A 15441-nucleotide genomic window follows, 5' to 3' on the forward strand; every position below is an offset into this window, starting at 1 on the left:
GATGATGAACCAGTCGAAAATGGCGAGCGTGAAATTGACGGATCGGAGGCTATCGCCGCTAAGGACAAGCCGTCTGCCCTGGAAGACACGTTCGACGACGATTTCGATTTGGGCCTCGAGGACGCGCTGGCCGAGGAAGCCGAGGAGCCGGTTGCGGAGGCCTCCGACGTTGCAGCCCAGCCGACGGCGCCGGCTGCCGCGGTCCAGCCGGCAGCGCCAACCGCCGTCGCCGATGAGCGCAGCCTTGAAGACGAACTGAACGCGCTGTTGGGCACGATGAACACACGGGCTGCCCCCGTGACGGCTTCCGCGGCCAACGAGCCACCCATGGTTCAGCAGCCTGTGGCCGCGGCTGAAAAGGTCGCCGACAAACCAACGCATCCTGTCGACGAACTGGACTGGAGTCTTGACGAGCAAGACCTTTCGGAGTCCCCGGATAATAGCGCGATTCAGGCCGCCGATGCCGATCTCGACACGGTTCTCTTCGATGAGCTCGAGGGCCAGGATTTCGGCGCTGAAGATGCCGCCGGGCCGGCCGATGTCGATTTCGACGACGATACATTGCATGCTGCCTTTGCCAAGGACATCGGTCTGGATCATGGCGACGATAACGTTGCGGCCGCTGCTCCCCAGGAAGATCCGGATGATTCGCTCAACTGGATGGCGGCACGCTCCGCTGCGCCGGCGCCGGCCCGTTCGTGGAGCCGCGTAACGCCGGTCGCACAGTCGCAGCCTGCCTTTGCAGCCCAGCCGACGGCTTCGGCGAGGACCACGGAAGTGGCCTCGGTGAAGACCACGGAAACGGCGCCGCCAATGGCTGCGGCCTCCTCCTATCAGGATGACCTGGCCTATCAGGATGAGCCGGCCGAAGACGATGCCGCCAATGCGGCATCTGCGCCAGCGCAAAGCGAACAGACTTCGGCGTATGACGAGATGCCCGATGTCGAGACGGTCGATGTGCCCGAGCGCGTCGTGGCGCTGGCGGACGACCTCGATATTCCGGACCTCGACTTCAATGAAGACGAACCGGCGGCGCCAGCTTATGACGATCTCGACACCGAGTTCGCCAGCCTTCTCACCGAAATGAATGCCGTGGACGTCGCTGCCGCCCCGGCGCGCAGCGCGGCGTATGACGACGAATCCTACAATGCCGGATTCCAGTCAGGGGCCGGCTTCCAATCGGGGGCCGGGTTCCAGTCAGGCTATGAGCCCGACCGTGTTGAAACCCGGACCTATGCAGCGAGACCCGCAGAAGCGTCGGTCAGTGCGGCTTATGCCGATGCCGCCAGCGGCTTCGATCTGGGCGACTTGCCCGCCGGCCGGCCGGCTCCGCAGGCCGACGACTTTGGCTTGGACGAACTCGACTACGACCCCGAACTGGATGAGACCATGTCGGTTCCAGGTCTGGAGCAGGATACTGCGAGGCCCCGGAGCCGCGGCCTTCTGGTCGCCGCGGTTGTAGGCGCCGTGGCGATCGCCGGCGGTCTCGGCGCCTTCGCGCTGTCTTTCGGCGGCAACGGCGGCAACGACGCGCCGGTCATCGTCAAGGCGGACAACGCCCCGATCAAGATCAGGCCTGAAAATCCGGGCGGCACCGTCGTGCCGAACCAGGACAACAAGGTCTATGACGCTGTGGCCAAGGGTGGCGCGAAGCCTGCCGAGCCGGTCCAGGAAAAACTGGTCACCAACGCTGAAGAGCCGGTGGACGTGACGGCCAAGGAGCCGTCGCAAAGCCGTGTGGTCGATCTTTCGCCCGACGACTCCGATGCGGCCGGCGGCACGCCAGCGGCCGGCGGCACGCAGGCGGCCGGAAATGCCGACGCCGCCGCGCCGACGCCCAAGTCCGAAGATCGTATCGCCCAGGTTCTGCAAGAGGCTGACAAAGGCATAGACCCCGATGTCGTCGCCGTCGCGCCGCGCAAGGTGAGAACCATGGTCGTTAAATCAGATGGTTCATTGGTTGCGCGGGAGGATCCGGCGCCTGCGGTAGCGCAGGTGACCGCCATCGACCCAGTCGATCCGGCGCCACAGCATGTGGCTCCGACGGGTCAGGCCGGCGAAGCGGAGCAGACCGGTACGGTCCCGCCTGTTGCCGACCAGGCAAGTGGTAACTTACTGGGTGGTGACCAACTGGGTGGGGACCAGACCGAAACCGCCAAGCCGGAAACAGCCGAGCCGGCAACCGCGCCCCAGGCTGAGGCCGAGGCCCAAACCAGCCAGCCTGCCAATACGCCGGCCACGGTTCCGGTGGCGCCGCAGCGTCCGTCCGACCAGCCTGTCGACGTCGTCGGCGAGGTCAAGCCGGACCAGGTTGCGTCCATCAATCCGGCGGCGGCCTCGACCGGTGGTGGCTCGTGGTCGATGCAGATCGCCTCGCAGCCGACTGTCGAAAGCGCCCAGTCCAGCTACGCGGACCTGCAGCGCCGCTACGGCAGCGTGCTGGCCGGCCGCACCGCCAACATCGTCAAGGCCGAGATCGCCGGCAAGGGAACGTTCTACCGCGTCCGGGTGCCGGCGCAGTCGCGCAACGATGCGATCAACCTGTGCACCAGCTACAAGGCTGCCGGCGGCAACTGCTTCGTGTCGCGTTAGGCATTTCAAATCTCCCGGCCTTGGGCGGCAAAAACCGGCGCGGTCACAGACCGCGCCGGTTTTTTATGTGGAAGGGATTCCGGCTCAAGCGCATGTGGCTCGATCCGATTCCCTTTGTCCGCGTGAAGCTCTAAACTCCTGTCCATGACCGAATCAAAATCCATGATCCTCGGCTGCGCCGGGAAATCGCTCACACGCGACGAAATCAATTTCTATCGCAATGAATGCCCGTGGGGGTTCATCCTGTTTGCGCGCAATATCGGCGAGACCGAGCAAATCCGCGATCTGGTGGCCGCGATGCGCGACTGTATCGAGCGCCCGGACGCCCCGGTGTTCATCGACCAGGAAGGCGGCCGGGTGCAGCGTTTGCGGCCACCGCTGGCGCCGAACTACCCGGCCGGTGGTGCGCTCGGCGCCTTGTGGCGCAACGACCACGACGCCGGCAACCGCGCCGCCTGGCTGTTGGCGCGGCTGCATGCCTTCGATCTGCTGCGCTATGGCATCACAGCCGATTGCCTGCCGGTGCTCGACGTGCCGATCGAGGGCGCCAGCGACGTCATCGGCGCGCGCGCCTATGGCAAGGAGCCTCGTGCCGTCATCGAACTGGGTCGCGCGGCGGCTGAAGGGTTGATGTCGGGCGGCGTGCTGCCTGTCATGAAGCATATTCCCGGGCATGGCCGGGCCTTTGCCGACACGCATTTCGAACTGCCGACCGTCGATGCCTCGATGAGTGACTTGCAGCGGCATGATTTCGCCCCGTTCAGAGAGCTCAATCATTTGCCGATGGCGATGACGGCGCATGTCGTCTACAGCGCGATCGACCCGAAGAACCCGGCCACGACGTCCGGCAAGGTCATCGATGAGATCATCCGCGGCGAAATCGGCTTCGACGGGCTGTTGATGAGCGACGACACCTCGATGAAGGCACTTTCTGGGGATTTCCCGACAAAGGCGGCCGCGATCCTTGCGGCCGGCTGCGATCTGGTCCTTCACTGCAACGGCGTTTTCGAGGAGATGGCCGGCATTGCGTCGCGCACCACGGGGCTTGAAGGCAAGTCGCTGCAGCGCGCGCAACGGGCACTGACCTATATCAAGAATCGCGATCGGGCTGATGAGACCGAGATACGCGCCGAATTCGCCACCTATTTCGACGCGGTGGCCTAGGCCATGGTCCCGAAAAGTGGGAGCCGGTTTTTCGGAACAGATCCTGGTCGAACAACAAGATAGAAGGAAAGCGGCAGGAAGTGGCGGAAACATTGGACAACAAGGCTGCGAAGCCCGCACCGATGGACCGTCTGTGGGCCGAAAACGACGATTCGCGGCTGACCGGCGATCCCGCGCTGGTCGTCGATGTCGACGGTTTCGAGGGCCCGCTTGATCTTCTGCTGCATCTTGCCCGCAACCAGAAGGTCGATCTGTCGCGCATCTCGATCCTGGCACTGGCCGAGCAATATCTGGCCTTCGTCGAGAAGGTGAGGGCGCTCAGGCTGGAACTCGCCGCCGACTATCTGGTGATGGCGGCGTGGCTGGCGTTTCTCAAGTCGAAGCTTTTGATCCCTAAGCAACCCGGCGACGACGGCGAAAGCGGCGAGGAGCTGGCGGCGGTGCTGCAATTCCGGTTGAAGCGGCTGGAAGCGATGCGCGACGCGGCGGCACGCCTGGTCAACCGCAACCGGCTCGGACGCGACGTGTTCGCCCGCGGCATGCCGGAAATGGTCATCGTCGAGAAACGCAACGCCTATTCGGCCTCGCTCTACGATCTGCTGACCGCCTATGCGCAGCAACGCCAGAAACAGGCGATCACCAATGTGACTATCGCCAGGCGTGGGGTGTGGTCGCTCAAGGACGCGCGCGATATCCTGAACAGGCTGATCGGCACGCTTGCCGACTGGACGGCGCTGGACAGTTTCCTGGTCGAGTATCTGACCGGCCCGGACGAGCGGCGCACCGCGATTGCCAGTTCGTTTGCGGCCACGCTGGAACTGGTGCGCGAAGGCAAAATGGAAATGCGGCAGGACGAGGTGTTCGCGCCGCTTTATCTGCGCGGCCGTGCGCAAGGCATCAGGGCAGTCGAGGTGGCATCATGAGTGAACGCGCCAACGCTTCGGTCATTCCGTTCAAGGTCGACGACGAGACCGAAGAGGGCGCGCTCGCCGAGACTCCGGCAGAAAATCAGGCCCAGAACTTGTCCCAGAATCCTGGCGAGCGGCTGCATGTGGCGGAAGCCGTGCGCATGGCCGAGGCGATCGTTTTCGCTAGTGCCGAACCGGTCAGCGAAAAGCAGCTTGCCGCGCGCCTGCCCGACGGGATCAACATTGCCGCGGCGATGGCCGAACTGCAGCAGATTTATGCGCGGCGCGGCGTCAATCTGGTGCGCGTCTCCGATGCCTGGGCGTTCCGCACCGCCGGCGACCTCGCTTTCCTGATGAGCCGCGACACGGTGCAGCAGAGGAAACTTTCCCGCGCGGCGCTCGAAGTGCTGGCGATCATCGCCTACCACCAACCGGTGACTCGCGCCGAGATCGAGGACATCAGAGGCGTCGAGACCTCGAAGGGCACGCTGGACACGCTGATGGAGACCGAATGGGTGAAGATGCGCGGCCGGCGCCGCACGCCAGGCCGTCCCGTCACCTACGGCACCACCGACATCTTCCTAGACCATTTCGCATTGGAGGAAATCCGCGATCTTCCCGGCATGGAGGAATTGAAGGGCGCCGGGCTGCTTTCGGGCCGCATGCCATCGAATTTTTCCATTCCGCTGCCGCCGGCCGATCCGGATGCGCTGACCGACGACGAGGATCCGCTGACCGATATCGACCTCGAGGAACTCGGTCTGTTGACGCCGCGTGTCGAGGAAGATTGACCCCAAACGACGTGCCGAAAGCCGTTGGTTTTCGGGGCTGCGCCGATTGGTAGCGGGCTACGACGCCGAAAGTGCGTGACTTCGGCCACTCATTTATAAACTCTGGCGTGGTTGTGTTTGAATCCCGACGCGAAAGCGCATAGATCATCGTCAGAGAAAACATTCGAGAGAGATTGTTATGGGTTCATTTTCGATTTGGCACTGGATGATCGTGCTGGTGATCGTGCTGCTGGTGTTCGGTCGCGGCAAGATACCCGAGCTGATGGGTGACATGGCCAAGGGCATCAAGAGCTTCAAGAAAGGCATGGCCGACGACGATGTTGCCGAGGACAAGCGCACCGTCGAACATCGCGCCGACGAAACCGTTTCGGCAGTGAAGGAAAAGGCCAGCAAGAGCTGAGCCCAAAAACTTTAGTCGGAACGTATCGCCATGTTCGACATCGGCTGGACCGAGATGCTGGTGATCGCGATCGTCATGATCGTGGTCGTCGGACCCAAGGATTTGCCCAACATGCTGCGCACTTTCGGGCGCACGACGACAAAGCTGCGCGGCATGGCAGCCGACTTCCAGAAACAGTTCAACGACGCGCTGAAGGAGGCCGAGCTCGACGACGTCAAGAAGTCGGTCGATTCACTCAGAAGCCTCAATCCGGCCGCCGAGATCAGGAAACAGCTTAATCCTTTCGAACAGGCGGCAGCCGACGTCCGTTCAGGCGTCGACGCGGCGATGAAGCCGAAGCCGGCCGTGGACCCTGTCACGCCAGCTGCTTCGACGCCGCAGGATACCGAGCTGAAGAATGGCGCGACGGTGCTGCCGGGCGTCAGCGCCCCGGAAGCGACACCGGCGGAGCCGATCTTTCCGGCGATGACCGATGAGTCGATGGTGCCATCACCTGTCGGGACGGCGACGCCGGCCGAACCGCAAAAGGTCTCGGCAGCGAAGAAGATCCCTGCGCCAGCGAAAGCGAAAGCGATGCCGGCCCCCAAGGCCGCAGCCAAGCCAGCGGCAGCAGCAAAACCTGCCGTGACAAAGACCGCAGCCAAAAAGGCCGAGCCGAAGCCTGCATCGGTGAAGAAGCCGACTGCAGCCGCCAAAAAGACGGCGGGAGCCAGCAAGTGAGCGTTTCGGAAAAGGACGAGATCGATAAATCGGCGGCTCCGCTGATGGAGCATCTGATCGAATTGCGCCGGCGGCTGATGTGGTCGATCGGCGGGTTCTTCGTCGCCTTCCTGTTCTGCTTCTTCTTCGCCAAGCAACTGTTCAACCTGTTGGTCGTCCCGTTCAAATGGGCGACCCAATGGGCAGGGCTCGACCCGCACAAGGTTGAGCTGATCTACACGGCGCCGCAGGAATTCTTCTTCACCCAGGTCAAGCTGGCGATGTTCGGCGGCATGGTGATCGCCTTTCCGCTGATCGCCACGCAGATCTACAAATTCATCGCGCCCGGCCTCTACAAGAACGAACGCAACGCTTTCCTGCCGTTCCTGATCGCTTCGCCGATCCTGTTCCTGATGGGCGCGTCGCTGGTCTATTTCTTCTTCACGCCGATGGTGATGTGGTTCTTCCTCGCCATGCAGCAGGCCGGCACTGACGACCAGGTGCAGATTTCGCTGCTGCCGAAAGTGTCGGAATATCTTAGCCTGATCATGACGCTGATCTTCTCCTTCGGCCTGGTGTTCCAGTTGCCGGTGGTGACCAGCCTGATGACAAGGGTCGGCATGCTGTCGTCTCAGGCGCTGGTCGAAAAGCGCAAATGGGCGATCGTCATCGCCTTCGTCGTCGCGGCTGTGCTGACACCGCCCGACCCGATCAGCCAGATCGGCTTGGCCGTTCCTACGATCCTTCTCTACGAGGTCTCGATCTGGTCGGCCCGGCTGATCGAGCGTAGCAAGGAACGCGAACGTCTGGCGCGCGAGAAGCAAGAGGCTGCAGAAGAGGTGGCCGAAAAGTCCGCGGACGCGCCTTCGACGTAGACCGCATCTACATAGGTGAATTCGGTCGCGCCCCCATCTGTCCGGCAGGACAGAGCGCGGCGCGAAGGAACTCGATCTTCACATCTTGCATCGATCAAGGATGCGGTTTACGCCCTCTGGCCTAAAACGCGATGCGTTTTAGGTCTTTGTTTTGGGCATGTCGTTGTCCCAAAACCGCTGTGCATTTTTGGGCGATATGCCCGCCGAGGAAACCATGCTCGACATCAAATGGATTCGCGATAACCCGAAAGTCCTTGTCGAGGCGCTCAAGAAGCGCTCGTGGTCCAGCGATGACGCGCAGTCTACGGTCGATGATCTGATCGCCAGGGACGAGGCGCGGCGCGAACATCTGACCGAGCTGCAGACCAGGCAGGAGCGCCGCAACGCCGCCTCGAAGGAGATCGGCAACGCCATGCGTTCGGGCGACGCCGCCCTTGCCGAAAAGCTCAAAGCCGAAGTCGGCGAGATCAAGGCTTTCATCCAGAATGGCGAGGCGCGCGAACGCGAACTCGACAAAGCGCTGAACGACGCATTGGCCGTGCTGCCCAATGTGCCGCTCGACGACGTGCCGGTCGGCATGAACGAGGATGACAATGTCGTCAAGCGCATCGTCGGCAAGGTGCCGACGCGCCCGAACTGGGTGAAAGAACATTTCGAGATTGGCGAAGCGCTCGGCATGATGGATTTCGAGCGGGCGGCGAAGCTTTCCGGCTCGCGCTTCACGGTGCTGAAGGGCGGCCTGGCGCGGATGGAGCGCGCACTCGGCCAGTTCATGCTGGACCTGCACACGACCGAGCATGGCTATGAGGAGATCCAGCCGCCTCTGATGGTTAAAGACGAGGTTCTTTTCGGTACGGGGCAACTGCCGAAGTTCGAGGAGGATCTCTTCTTCGCCCCGCGTGGAGACGGCAGGCTTGGCCTCATCCCGACCGCCGAAGTGCCGCTCACCAATCTCGTGCGTGAGGAAATAACGCCGCACGAAAAGCTGCCGCTGCGTTATACGGCGCTGACGCCGTGCTTCCGTTCGGAAGCGGGCTCGGCCGGGCGCGACACGCGCGGCATGCTGCGCCAGCACCAGTTCTATAAGGTCGAGCTGGTCTCGATCACCGACCAGGACTCCTCGCTTGCCGAGCACGAGCGGATGACCGAATGCGCCGAGGAAGTGCTGAAGCGGCTCGGCCTGCCGTTCCGCACCATGACGTTGTGCACGGGTGACATGGGCTTTGGCGCGCGCAAGACCTATGACATCGAGGTCTGGCTGCCCGGGCAGAACGCCTATCGCGAGATTTCGTCCTGCTCGGTCTGCTGCGATTTCCAGGCGCGGCGCATGGACGCCCGCTACAAGGACAAGGACGGCAGGGGCAACCGCTTCGTCCACACGCTGAACGGTTCCGGCACCGCCGTCGGCCGCGCTCTCATTGCTGTCATCGAAAACTATCAGAATGAGGATGGCAGCGTAACCATTCCTGAAGCGCTTCGGCCTTACATGGGCGGTCTGGAAAAGATCGAATCGAAATAATGCGCATCCTCCTGACCAATGATGACGGCATCCATGCCGAGGGCCTTGCATCGCTTGAACGCGTCGCCCGCACGCTCTCGGACGATGTCTGGGTGGTGGCGCCGGAGCAGGACCAGTCCGGCTATGCGCATTCGCTGTCGATCTCCGAGCCGCTGCGGCTGCGCAAGATCGGCGAAAAACACTTTGCCGTGCGTGGTACGCCGACCGATTGCGTCATCATGGGCGTGAAGAAGATCCTGCCCGCACCACCCGACCTGATCCTGTCCGGCGTCAATTCCGGCGCCAACATCGCCGACGACGTAACCTATTCGGGCACTGTCGCCGGTGCCATGGAAGGCGCGCTGCTCGGCGTGCGCTCGATCGCGCTCAGCCAGGCCTATTCCTTTGTCGGCGAGGATCGCGTCGTTCCCTACGAGACCACCGAGGCGCTGGCGCCGGCGCTGCTCAAGAAGCTTGTCGCCATGCCGCTGCCGGACGGCGTGCTGCTCAACGTCAATTTTCCGAATTGCGCGCCAGAAGAGGTCGTCGGCACGGTGGTCACCTCGCAAGGCAAGCTCGTCCACAGCCTGTGGGTCGACGAGCGTCGCGACGGCCGCGGACTCCCCTATTATTGGCTGCGCTTCGGCCGCGAGCCGGTCGAGGGCAAGCAAGGCACTGACCTGTATGCCCTGCGCAACCGGCTGGTGTCGGTGACGCCGCTGCAGCTCGATCTCACCGCTCATGAAATCCGCGATCAACTGACCAAGGCGCTCGCATGAACCTGAACCACAGCCCGACGCTCGACGATCGCGAAGGCTTCGCCGCTTTCCTGCTCCGCTTGCGTGGCAAGGGCGTGGTGCCGAAGGCGCTGATCGCCGCTTTCGAGGCGACGCCGCGGCGCGGCTTCCTTTCTGCGCACTTCCATCCGATCGCCTGGTCGGACCGCATGCTGCCGATCGAATGCGGCGAGGCGATCGAAGGCGCCGATCTGCAAGCTGCGGTGATCGCAGCACTTGCCATCGAGCCGGGTAACCGCGTGCTCGAGATCGGCACCGGGTCAGGCTACACGGCGGCGGTGATGTCGCGGCTTGCCGCGCGGGTCGTCACCGTCGACCGCTACAAGACGCTGGCCGAGCAGGCCAAGCAGCGCTTCGAGGCGCTCGGCATCGGCAATGTCATCATGCGCCAGGCGGACGGCTCCAACGGACTGGCCAATGAAGCGCCGTTCGACCGCATCGTCGCATGGGCGGCTTTCGACAGCCTGCCGCGCTTTCTGCTCGATCAATTGTCGAGCGGCGGCATCGTCATCGCCCCGATCGGACCCGAGGAGGGCGAGCAGGTGCTGGCCAAGCTGACCAAGGTCGGCAGCCGCTTCGAACGCGAGGACATCGGCCTCGTCCGCCTGCAGCCGATCCTGCGCAGCGTAGCCGCAGTCATCTGATTATCCGACGCATCGCGCGCTTGGGGGATCGATCAGCCGAAGCCTCTCGGTCGTCATCCTAGGGCGCAGCAAGGAGCCAAGCGACGCAGCGCAGACCCTAGGATTCATGCCGCGCCATCAGGGCGTTGCAACGGTGCGGACTGCTGCTCCCCTGCATTCTTCGGCTAAGGTAACGGAATGGATCCTAGGGTCTCCGCGACGGAGCTTCGCTCCTGCTCCGCCCTAGGAATGACGAAGCTGAGGCGTTCGGCCAATTCTTCGACTCCGGCGCGGCCTGACCTGAATCTCGTCATACCCCAAACAGGCAGCCTTAAATATTTTAAGAAAATTTGCGTCTGATTCTAGAGGTTTAACCGACCAGTAACATTAACGCGCTTTAATCACGGTCAGTCTGTACCGGGTATCTGCGGGTAAATGCGATGCAATTCAGTATTTTGAAGGCAAACGGACGCAACCTGGCGCGCGGTTTCGCCGTCCTTATGGTTGCGGGCACCGCGGCGGGATGCAGTTCCCAGGTCTCGCGGTTCAACAGCGTCGATGACGTCTTCACCTCCTCGACCAATAACCAGCGCACCATCATCGACAAGCAGGACGCCGCCCAGCCTTACCCCGGCGATGCCCCGGTCTCGGCCGCGCCGCTCGACGGCAGCCACACCCAGTCGGTCAGCCGCTCAAGCCTCGAACCGGTTACGACACAACAATTGCCGCCGCCGGTCAGCCAGTCGCAGCCAGCCCCCGCGTTCGCGCCGGCCCGCACCGCTTCGGCGCCAGCCGCCCCCCAGGTCGACCGGACTGCAACCGGGACAGTGACAAAGCCGTTCAAGGACGCACAGCCTGACGCTCCGCGCATGGCGACGGCAGGCGGCGAACCGCGTGCCACCGAGATCGTCGTTAGGGATGGCGAGACCATTTCTGGCCTGTCGCGACGCTACGGCGTGCCCGCCGATGCCCTTATGAAGGTCAATGGGCTGAGCGCGACCAACGGGCTGAAGACCGGCCAAAAGCTCGTCATCCCGGCCTATGCCTATTCGGGCAAGAAACCGGCGCCGAAGCTTGCCGACGCCAAGCCTGCGAACGACACCAAGCACGATTTGCCGGCCAAGGCGACGGAGATGATGGTGGCCGTGCTGCCGCAGCAGCCGAAGCTCAAGGAGGGCAAGTCCGCCGCGCAGGTGGATGCATCGGCCGCAGCAAACCAGCCGAAGGACGGAAAAGCCGCGCCCAAGGCAGCTGGTGCCGGTGGCACCTACACGGTCCAGCAGGGTGATACGCTGTCCGCGATCGCCAGGAAGACCGGTGTCGGCGTGGCTGCGTTGAAGCAGGCGAACGGCATGCAGGACGGTCTGCTCAAGATCGGCCAGACCCTGAAGGTGCCCGCCGGCGGAACCGCGACGGTTGCCAGCGCCAAGCCGGCAAAGGTCGATCCGGTAACGACAGCCACCACCCCGCCTGCGGCGAAGACCACGCCGTCGGAGACGCTCGCCGCCTACACGCCGCCGAAGAAGGATGCGAAGGTTATCCAGCAGGCAGAGGACGATGATGCGGTGGCGCCCAACGCCACCGGAATCGGCAAGATGCGTTGGCCGGTGCGCGGCCGCGTGATCTCCGGCTTTGGCGGCGGCAAGGACGGCGTCGACATCGCCGTGCCGGAAGGAACCCCGGTCAAGGCGGCCGAGAACGGTGTCGTCATCTACGCGGGCGATGGGCTCAAGGAATTCGGCAATACGGTGCTGGTGCGCCACGAGAACGGGTTGGTCACGGTCTATGGCCACGCCCGTTCGATCGAGGTCCAGCGCGGCCAGAAGGTCAAGCGCGGCCAGGAAATCGCGCAGTCCGGCATGAGCGGCACCACCGACTCGCCGAAACTGCATTTCGAAGTCCGCAAGAACTCGGCGCCGGTCGATCCTTCGACCTATCTTGAATAAAGAAGTCGATCCTTCGACCTATCTCGAATAGAAGAAGAAAAGCGATTGCGCGCCGCCTGACCTCCAGTCCGGCCCGCCGGCTCAGCCCGCTCCGTAAGGGGCGGGCTTTTTCAGTCGTTTTTCTGGACCGTGATCTTGTCCGAAAACCGGGCTCCACTTTTTGGGATCATTGTCTAATCCTTGAGCGATTTGCCGAGCCGGCCTGCCAGATCCTGGGTGAACTGCCAGGCGACGCGGCCTGAACGGCTGCCGCGTGTCGTCGCCCATTCCAGCGCCTCGGCGCGCAGCGTCTCGGGATCGATGGCAAGGCCGTGATGGCGGATATAGCCGTCGATCATGTCGAGGTACTCGTCCTGCGAGCATTTGTGGAAGCCGAGCCAGAGGCCGAAACGGTCGGACAGCGAAACTTTTTCCTCGACCGCCTCCGACGGGTTGATGGCGGTCGAGCGCTCATTGTCGATCATGTCACGTGGCAATAAATGCCGGCGGTTCGAGGTGGCATAGAAGATCACATTGGCCGGACGGCCCTCGACGCCGCCTTCGAGCGCCGCCTTCAGCGACTTATAGGACGTGTCGTCGTGGTCGAAGGACAGGTCGTCGCAAAACAGGATGAAGCGGTATGGTGCTGCCTTCAGCAAACTCATCAGCTTCGGCAGCGTGTCGATGTCCTCGCGGTGGATCTCAATGAGCTTGAGCGGCAGGTCCAGCTTTGCCGAGGCATTGACGGCGGCATGCACAGCCTTGACCAGCGAGGATTTTCCCATGCCGCGTGCGCCCCACAACAGCACGTTGTTGGCTGCGTAACCGGAGGCGAAGCGCTCGGTGTTGTCGACCAATATGTCGCGGACACGGTCGACGCCGCGGATCAGGCCGATATCGACGCGATTGACCTTGCGCACCGGCTCCAGATAGCCGGGATCAGCCTGCCAGACGAAGCAATCGACCTTGCCGAGATCGGTTTCCGGCACCGGCGGCGGAGCGAGGCGGGCGACCGCCTCGATAAGGCGGTCGAGCTTCTTGTTCAGGGCTTCGATGGTGCTGTCGCTCATTTTATCTTTGCACTCATGACGGTATGACACGGAACCTATTTGGTTCCGACGTTTCGGAACCAGTTCCAACCTTTTGTTAGAGCATGATCTTTTCCGAAAACCGGGCGCCGTTTTCGGGATCATGCTCTAGCACGGCTCAACCAGCCGGAAAAGCAGCCGAAATGCCTGACCGCAGTTGCATTGGCAACTTTACCGACTATATTCCGGCGAAATTTCACGGGCCGCCAAATTTTCCCAGGACGGTTTGGCGGCTGCTTTTCAAAATTCAGGAGTACCTCAATGTTCGTGACACCGGCATATGCCCAAGGCGTCGGCGCCTCCCCGGATATGTTCATCAGCATTTTGCCGTTTGTCCTGATTTTCGTGATCATGTATTTTCTGATCATCCGGCCGCAGCGTACGCAGTTGAAGAAGCGCGGCGAGATGCTGGCGGCAGTTCGCCGCGGAGACACAGTGGTCACCGGCGGTGGTTTCGTCGGCAAGGTGACGAAGGTGATCGACGACAATGAGCTCGAGATCGATCTCGGCGGTGGCACCAAGGTAACGGCGCTGCGCTCGACGATCGCCGATGTGCGCGTCAAGGGCGAGCCGGTGGCGAACCAGAACGCCAAGAAATAACCGGATGTCGGCGGAACGATCCGCCAGAACGCCCTGACGGACCACACCAACTGCTGTATTTTCGCGCTTGAAGATGACTCTGATCTGCAGTGGCTGTGGCCATCGCAGGGGCTCTTGATGCGCCCCGTCTCTCGCCGCCAGCCCGCTCGCCCCGTCCAGGGCGCCGACGATCTCGTCGTGCTATTGCCCGCTGGTGCCTTGCCGGCAAGATTGACAATAGTTGAAGAAAGCCCGATGGCAGCAACAAAGTTAACTGCCTTGTGCTCGAGGCGAGCATTTGGCGAACCAGAACGCCAAGAAATAACCCCATTCCAGGCGGAACGATCCGCCAGAACGCCCTGACGGACGACGCCATATGCTTTATTTCTCGCGCTTCAAGATGATCCTGATCTGGCTGGCCGTGGCCGCGACAGTGATCCTCGCTGCGCCCAATCTTTTCTCTGCCAGCACGCTGGCCCAGCTTCCTAATTGGGTGCCGAAGCGCCAGATGACGCTCGGCCTCGACCTGCAAGGCGGCTCGCATATCCTGCTCAGGATGGATCCGAACGATCTGATCAAGGATCGGCTGGAGACGACGCGCGACGAAATCAGGACGCGCCTGCGCGACGCCAAGATCGGTTACACCGGCCTTTCCGGATCAGGCCGGGCCGTGCAGGTCCGCATCACCGATCCCGGTCAGCTCGAAGCCGCCAAGGCGGCGCTGAAGACATTGACCGACCCGGTGGCCGCCGGCCTGTTCAGCGGCGGCTCCGTCCAGGAGATGTCACTGGATGATTCCGAGTCCGGCCTGCTCAAGTTCGCCGTCACCGATGCCGGCATCAAATACCGCACGTCGACAGCGTTGGCGCAGTCACTCGAGGTCGTCGAGCGCCGCGTCAACGAACTCGGCACCACCGAGCCGATCGTGCAACGCCAAGGCGACGACCGCATTCTGGTCCAGGTGCCGGGCCTGCAGGACCCGCAGAGGCTGAAGGACATTCTTGGCCAGACCGCCAAGCTGACCTTCCAGATGGTCGATCAGTCCATGCCGGTGCAAGACGCGCTCAACGGCCGTCCGCCCGCGGGATCATCGGTGTTGTATTCCCAGGATGATCCGCCGGTTCCGTACCTGATCGAGAACCGCGTCATCGTTTCGGGCGAAAATCTCACCGATGCGCAGGCAACGTATAATTCCCAGACCAACGAGCCGGTGGTTTCGTTCACCTTCGATTCCAAGGGAGCGGCGCGCTTCGGCCAGGCGACCTCACAAAACGTCGGCAAGCTGTTCGCCATTATCCTCGACAATCAGGTGATTTCGGCGCCGCAAATCCGCGAACCGATCCTTGGCGGCAGCGGCCAGATCTCGGGCAATTTCACCGCCGAGAGCGCCAACGACCTCGCCGTGCTGTTGCGCGCCGGCGCGCTGCCGGCGACGCTGACGGTGATCGAGGAGCGCACGGTGGGCCCTGGGTTAGGCGAGGATTCCATCCGCGCCGGCAAGA

The 15441-nt window shown here is 62.7% G+C and carries 14 protein-coding genes; 13 read left to right on the forward strand and 1 reads right to left on the reverse strand.

Annotated elements, in window-relative coordinates; all coding sequences use genetic code 11:
* The 11 genes from E5W87_RS14675 to E5W87_RS14725 all read left to right on the forward strand — a co-directional run.
* Positions 1-2592, forward strand: a 2592-nt coding sequence (locus E5W87_RS14675) for an SPOR domain-containing protein (RefSeq protein WP_292398408.1), incomplete at its 5' end; no start/stop codon positions are given.
* Positions 2593-2736: 144 nt separating this feature from the next.
* Positions 2737-3756 carry a beta-N-acetylhexosaminidase gene (gene nagZ, locus E5W87_RS14680; protein WP_292398412.1) on the forward strand — a complete coding sequence of 340 codons (1020 nt, stop codon included), beginning with the start codon at positions 2737-2739 and terminating at the stop codon, positions 3754-3756.
* Between the two features lie 122 nt (positions 3757-3878).
* Positions 3879-4679 carry a ScpA family protein gene (locus tag E5W87_RS14685; RefSeq protein ID WP_292398487.1) on the forward strand — a complete coding sequence of 267 codons (801 nt, stop codon included), beginning with the start codon at positions 3879-3881 and terminating at the stop codon, positions 4677-4679.
* Positions 4676-5455: an SMC-Scp complex subunit ScpB gene (gene scpB / locus E5W87_RS14690; RefSeq protein ID WP_292398415.1), complete on the forward strand. Its 780-nt coding sequence runs from the start codon at positions 4676-4678 to the stop codon at positions 5453-5455. The genes E5W87_RS14685 and scpB overlap by 4 nt, the downstream gene beginning before the upstream one ends.
* 178 nt (positions 5456-5633) lie before the next feature.
* Positions 5634-5855, forward strand: coding sequence for a twin-arginine translocase TatA/TatE family subunit (locus tag E5W87_RS14695; protein WP_013895102.1), 222 nt, complete (start codon positions 5634-5636; stop codon positions 5853-5855).
* Positions 5856-5885: 30 nt separating this feature from the next.
* The gene (gene tatB, locus E5W87_RS14700) at positions 5886-6575 is read left to right on the forward strand and encodes a Sec-independent protein translocase protein TatB (protein WP_292398419.1); all 690 of its coding nucleotides are present in this window, start codon (positions 5886-5888) and stop codon (positions 6573-6575) included.
* 44 nt (positions 6576-6619) lie between these two features.
* A complete protein-coding gene (gene tatC, locus E5W87_RS14705; RefSeq protein ID WP_292398491.1) occupies positions 6620-7429 on the forward strand; it encodes a twin-arginine translocase subunit TatC in 810 nt (269 codons plus the stop codon).
* Positions 7430-7643: 214 nt separating this feature from the next.
* Positions 7644-8948: a serine--tRNA ligase gene (gene serS / locus E5W87_RS14710; protein WP_292398422.1), complete on the forward strand. Its 1305-nt coding sequence runs from the start codon at positions 7644-7646 to the stop codon at positions 8946-8948.
* Complete coding sequence (surE, locus tag E5W87_RS14715) at positions 8948-9706, forward strand: 5'/3'-nucleotidase SurE (protein WP_292398425.1); 759 nt, start codon at positions 8948-8950, stop codon at positions 9704-9706. Before serS ends, surE begins: the two co-directional genes overlap by 1 nt.
* Positions 9703-10368 carry a protein-L-isoaspartate(D-aspartate) O-methyltransferase gene (locus E5W87_RS14720; RefSeq protein ID WP_292398428.1) on the forward strand — a complete coding sequence of 222 codons (666 nt, stop codon included), beginning with the start codon at positions 9703-9705 and terminating at the stop codon, positions 10366-10368. The genes surE and E5W87_RS14720 overlap by 4 nt, the downstream gene beginning before the upstream one ends.
* 419 nt (positions 10369-10787) lie before the next feature.
* Positions 10788-12293 carry a peptidoglycan DD-metalloendopeptidase family protein gene (locus E5W87_RS14725; protein ID WP_292398431.1) on the forward strand — a complete coding sequence of 502 codons (1506 nt, stop codon included), beginning with the start codon at positions 10788-10790 and terminating at the stop codon, positions 12291-12293.
* Positions 12294-12466: 173 nt separating this feature from the next.
* Here E5W87_RS14725 and E5W87_RS14730 read toward each other — a convergent pair whose 3' ends face one another.
* A complete protein-coding gene (locus tag E5W87_RS14730; protein WP_292398435.1) occupies positions 12467-13342 on the reverse strand; it encodes an ATP-binding protein in 876 nt (291 codons plus the stop codon).
* A gap of 279 nt (positions 13343-13621) precedes the next feature.
* Between E5W87_RS14730 and yajC the strand changes: the two genes are divergently transcribed.
* Complete coding sequence (yajC, locus tag E5W87_RS14735) at positions 13622-13960, forward strand: preprotein translocase subunit YajC (RefSeq protein WP_008876289.1); 339 nt, start codon at positions 13622-13624, stop codon at positions 13958-13960.
* 355 nt (positions 13961-14315) lie between these two features.
* Positions 14316-15441, forward strand: a 1126-nt coding sequence (secD, locus tag E5W87_RS14740; protein WP_292398438.1) for a protein translocase subunit SecD, incomplete at its 3' end; no start/stop codon positions are given.

Origin of the sequence: Mesorhizobium sp. (assembly GCF_004962925.1) — a bacterium.
GTDB lineage: Bacteria > Pseudomonadota > Alphaproteobacteria > Rhizobiales > Rhizobiaceae > Mesorhizobium.

Excerpts from the sequence above, each read along its gene's own strand:
- surE (WP_292398425.1), top strand. The coding sequence starts at position 8,948 with ATGCGCATCCTCCTGACCAATGATGACGGCATCCATGCCGAGGGCCTT.
- tatB (WP_292398419.1), top strand. The coding sequence starts at position 5,886 with ATGTTCGACATCGGCTGGACCGAGATGCTGGTGATCGCGATCGTCATG.
- E5W87_RS14725 (WP_292398431.1), top strand. The coding sequence starts at position 10,788 with ATGCAATTCAGTATTTTGAAGGCAAACGGACGCAACCTGGCGCGCGGT.
- E5W87_RS14720 (WP_292398428.1), top strand. The coding sequence starts at position 9,703 with ATGAACCTGAACCACAGCCCGACGCTCGACGATCGCGAAGGCTTCGCC.
- scpB (WP_292398415.1), top strand. The coding sequence starts at position 4,676 with ATGAGTGAACGCGCCAACGCTTCGGTCATTCCGTTCAAGGTCGACGAC.
- E5W87_RS14685 (WP_292398487.1), top strand. The coding sequence starts at position 3,879 with ATGGACCGTCTGTGGGCCGAAAACGACGATTCGCGGCTGACCGGCGAT.
- E5W87_RS14730 (WP_292398435.1), bottom strand. The coding sequence starts at position 13,342 with ATGAGCGACAGCACCATCGAAGCCCTGAACAAGAAGCTCGACCGCCTT.
- E5W87_RS14695 (WP_013895102.1), top strand. The coding sequence starts at position 5,634 with ATGGGTTCATTTTCGATTTGGCACTGGATGATCGTGCTGGTGATCGTG.
- tatC (WP_292398491.1), top strand. The coding sequence starts at position 6,620 with ATGGAGCATCTGATCGAATTGCGCCGGCGGCTGATGTGGTCGATCGGC.
- yajC (WP_008876289.1), top strand. The coding sequence starts at position 13,622 with ATGTTCGTGACACCGGCATATGCCCAAGGCGTCGGCGCCTCCCCGGAT.
- serS (WP_292398422.1), top strand. The coding sequence starts at position 7,644 with ATGCTCGACATCAAATGGATTCGCGATAACCCGAAAGTCCTTGTCGAG.
- nagZ (WP_292398412.1), top strand. The coding sequence starts at position 2,737 with ATGACCGAATCAAAATCCATGATCCTCGGCTGCGCCGGGAAATCGCTC.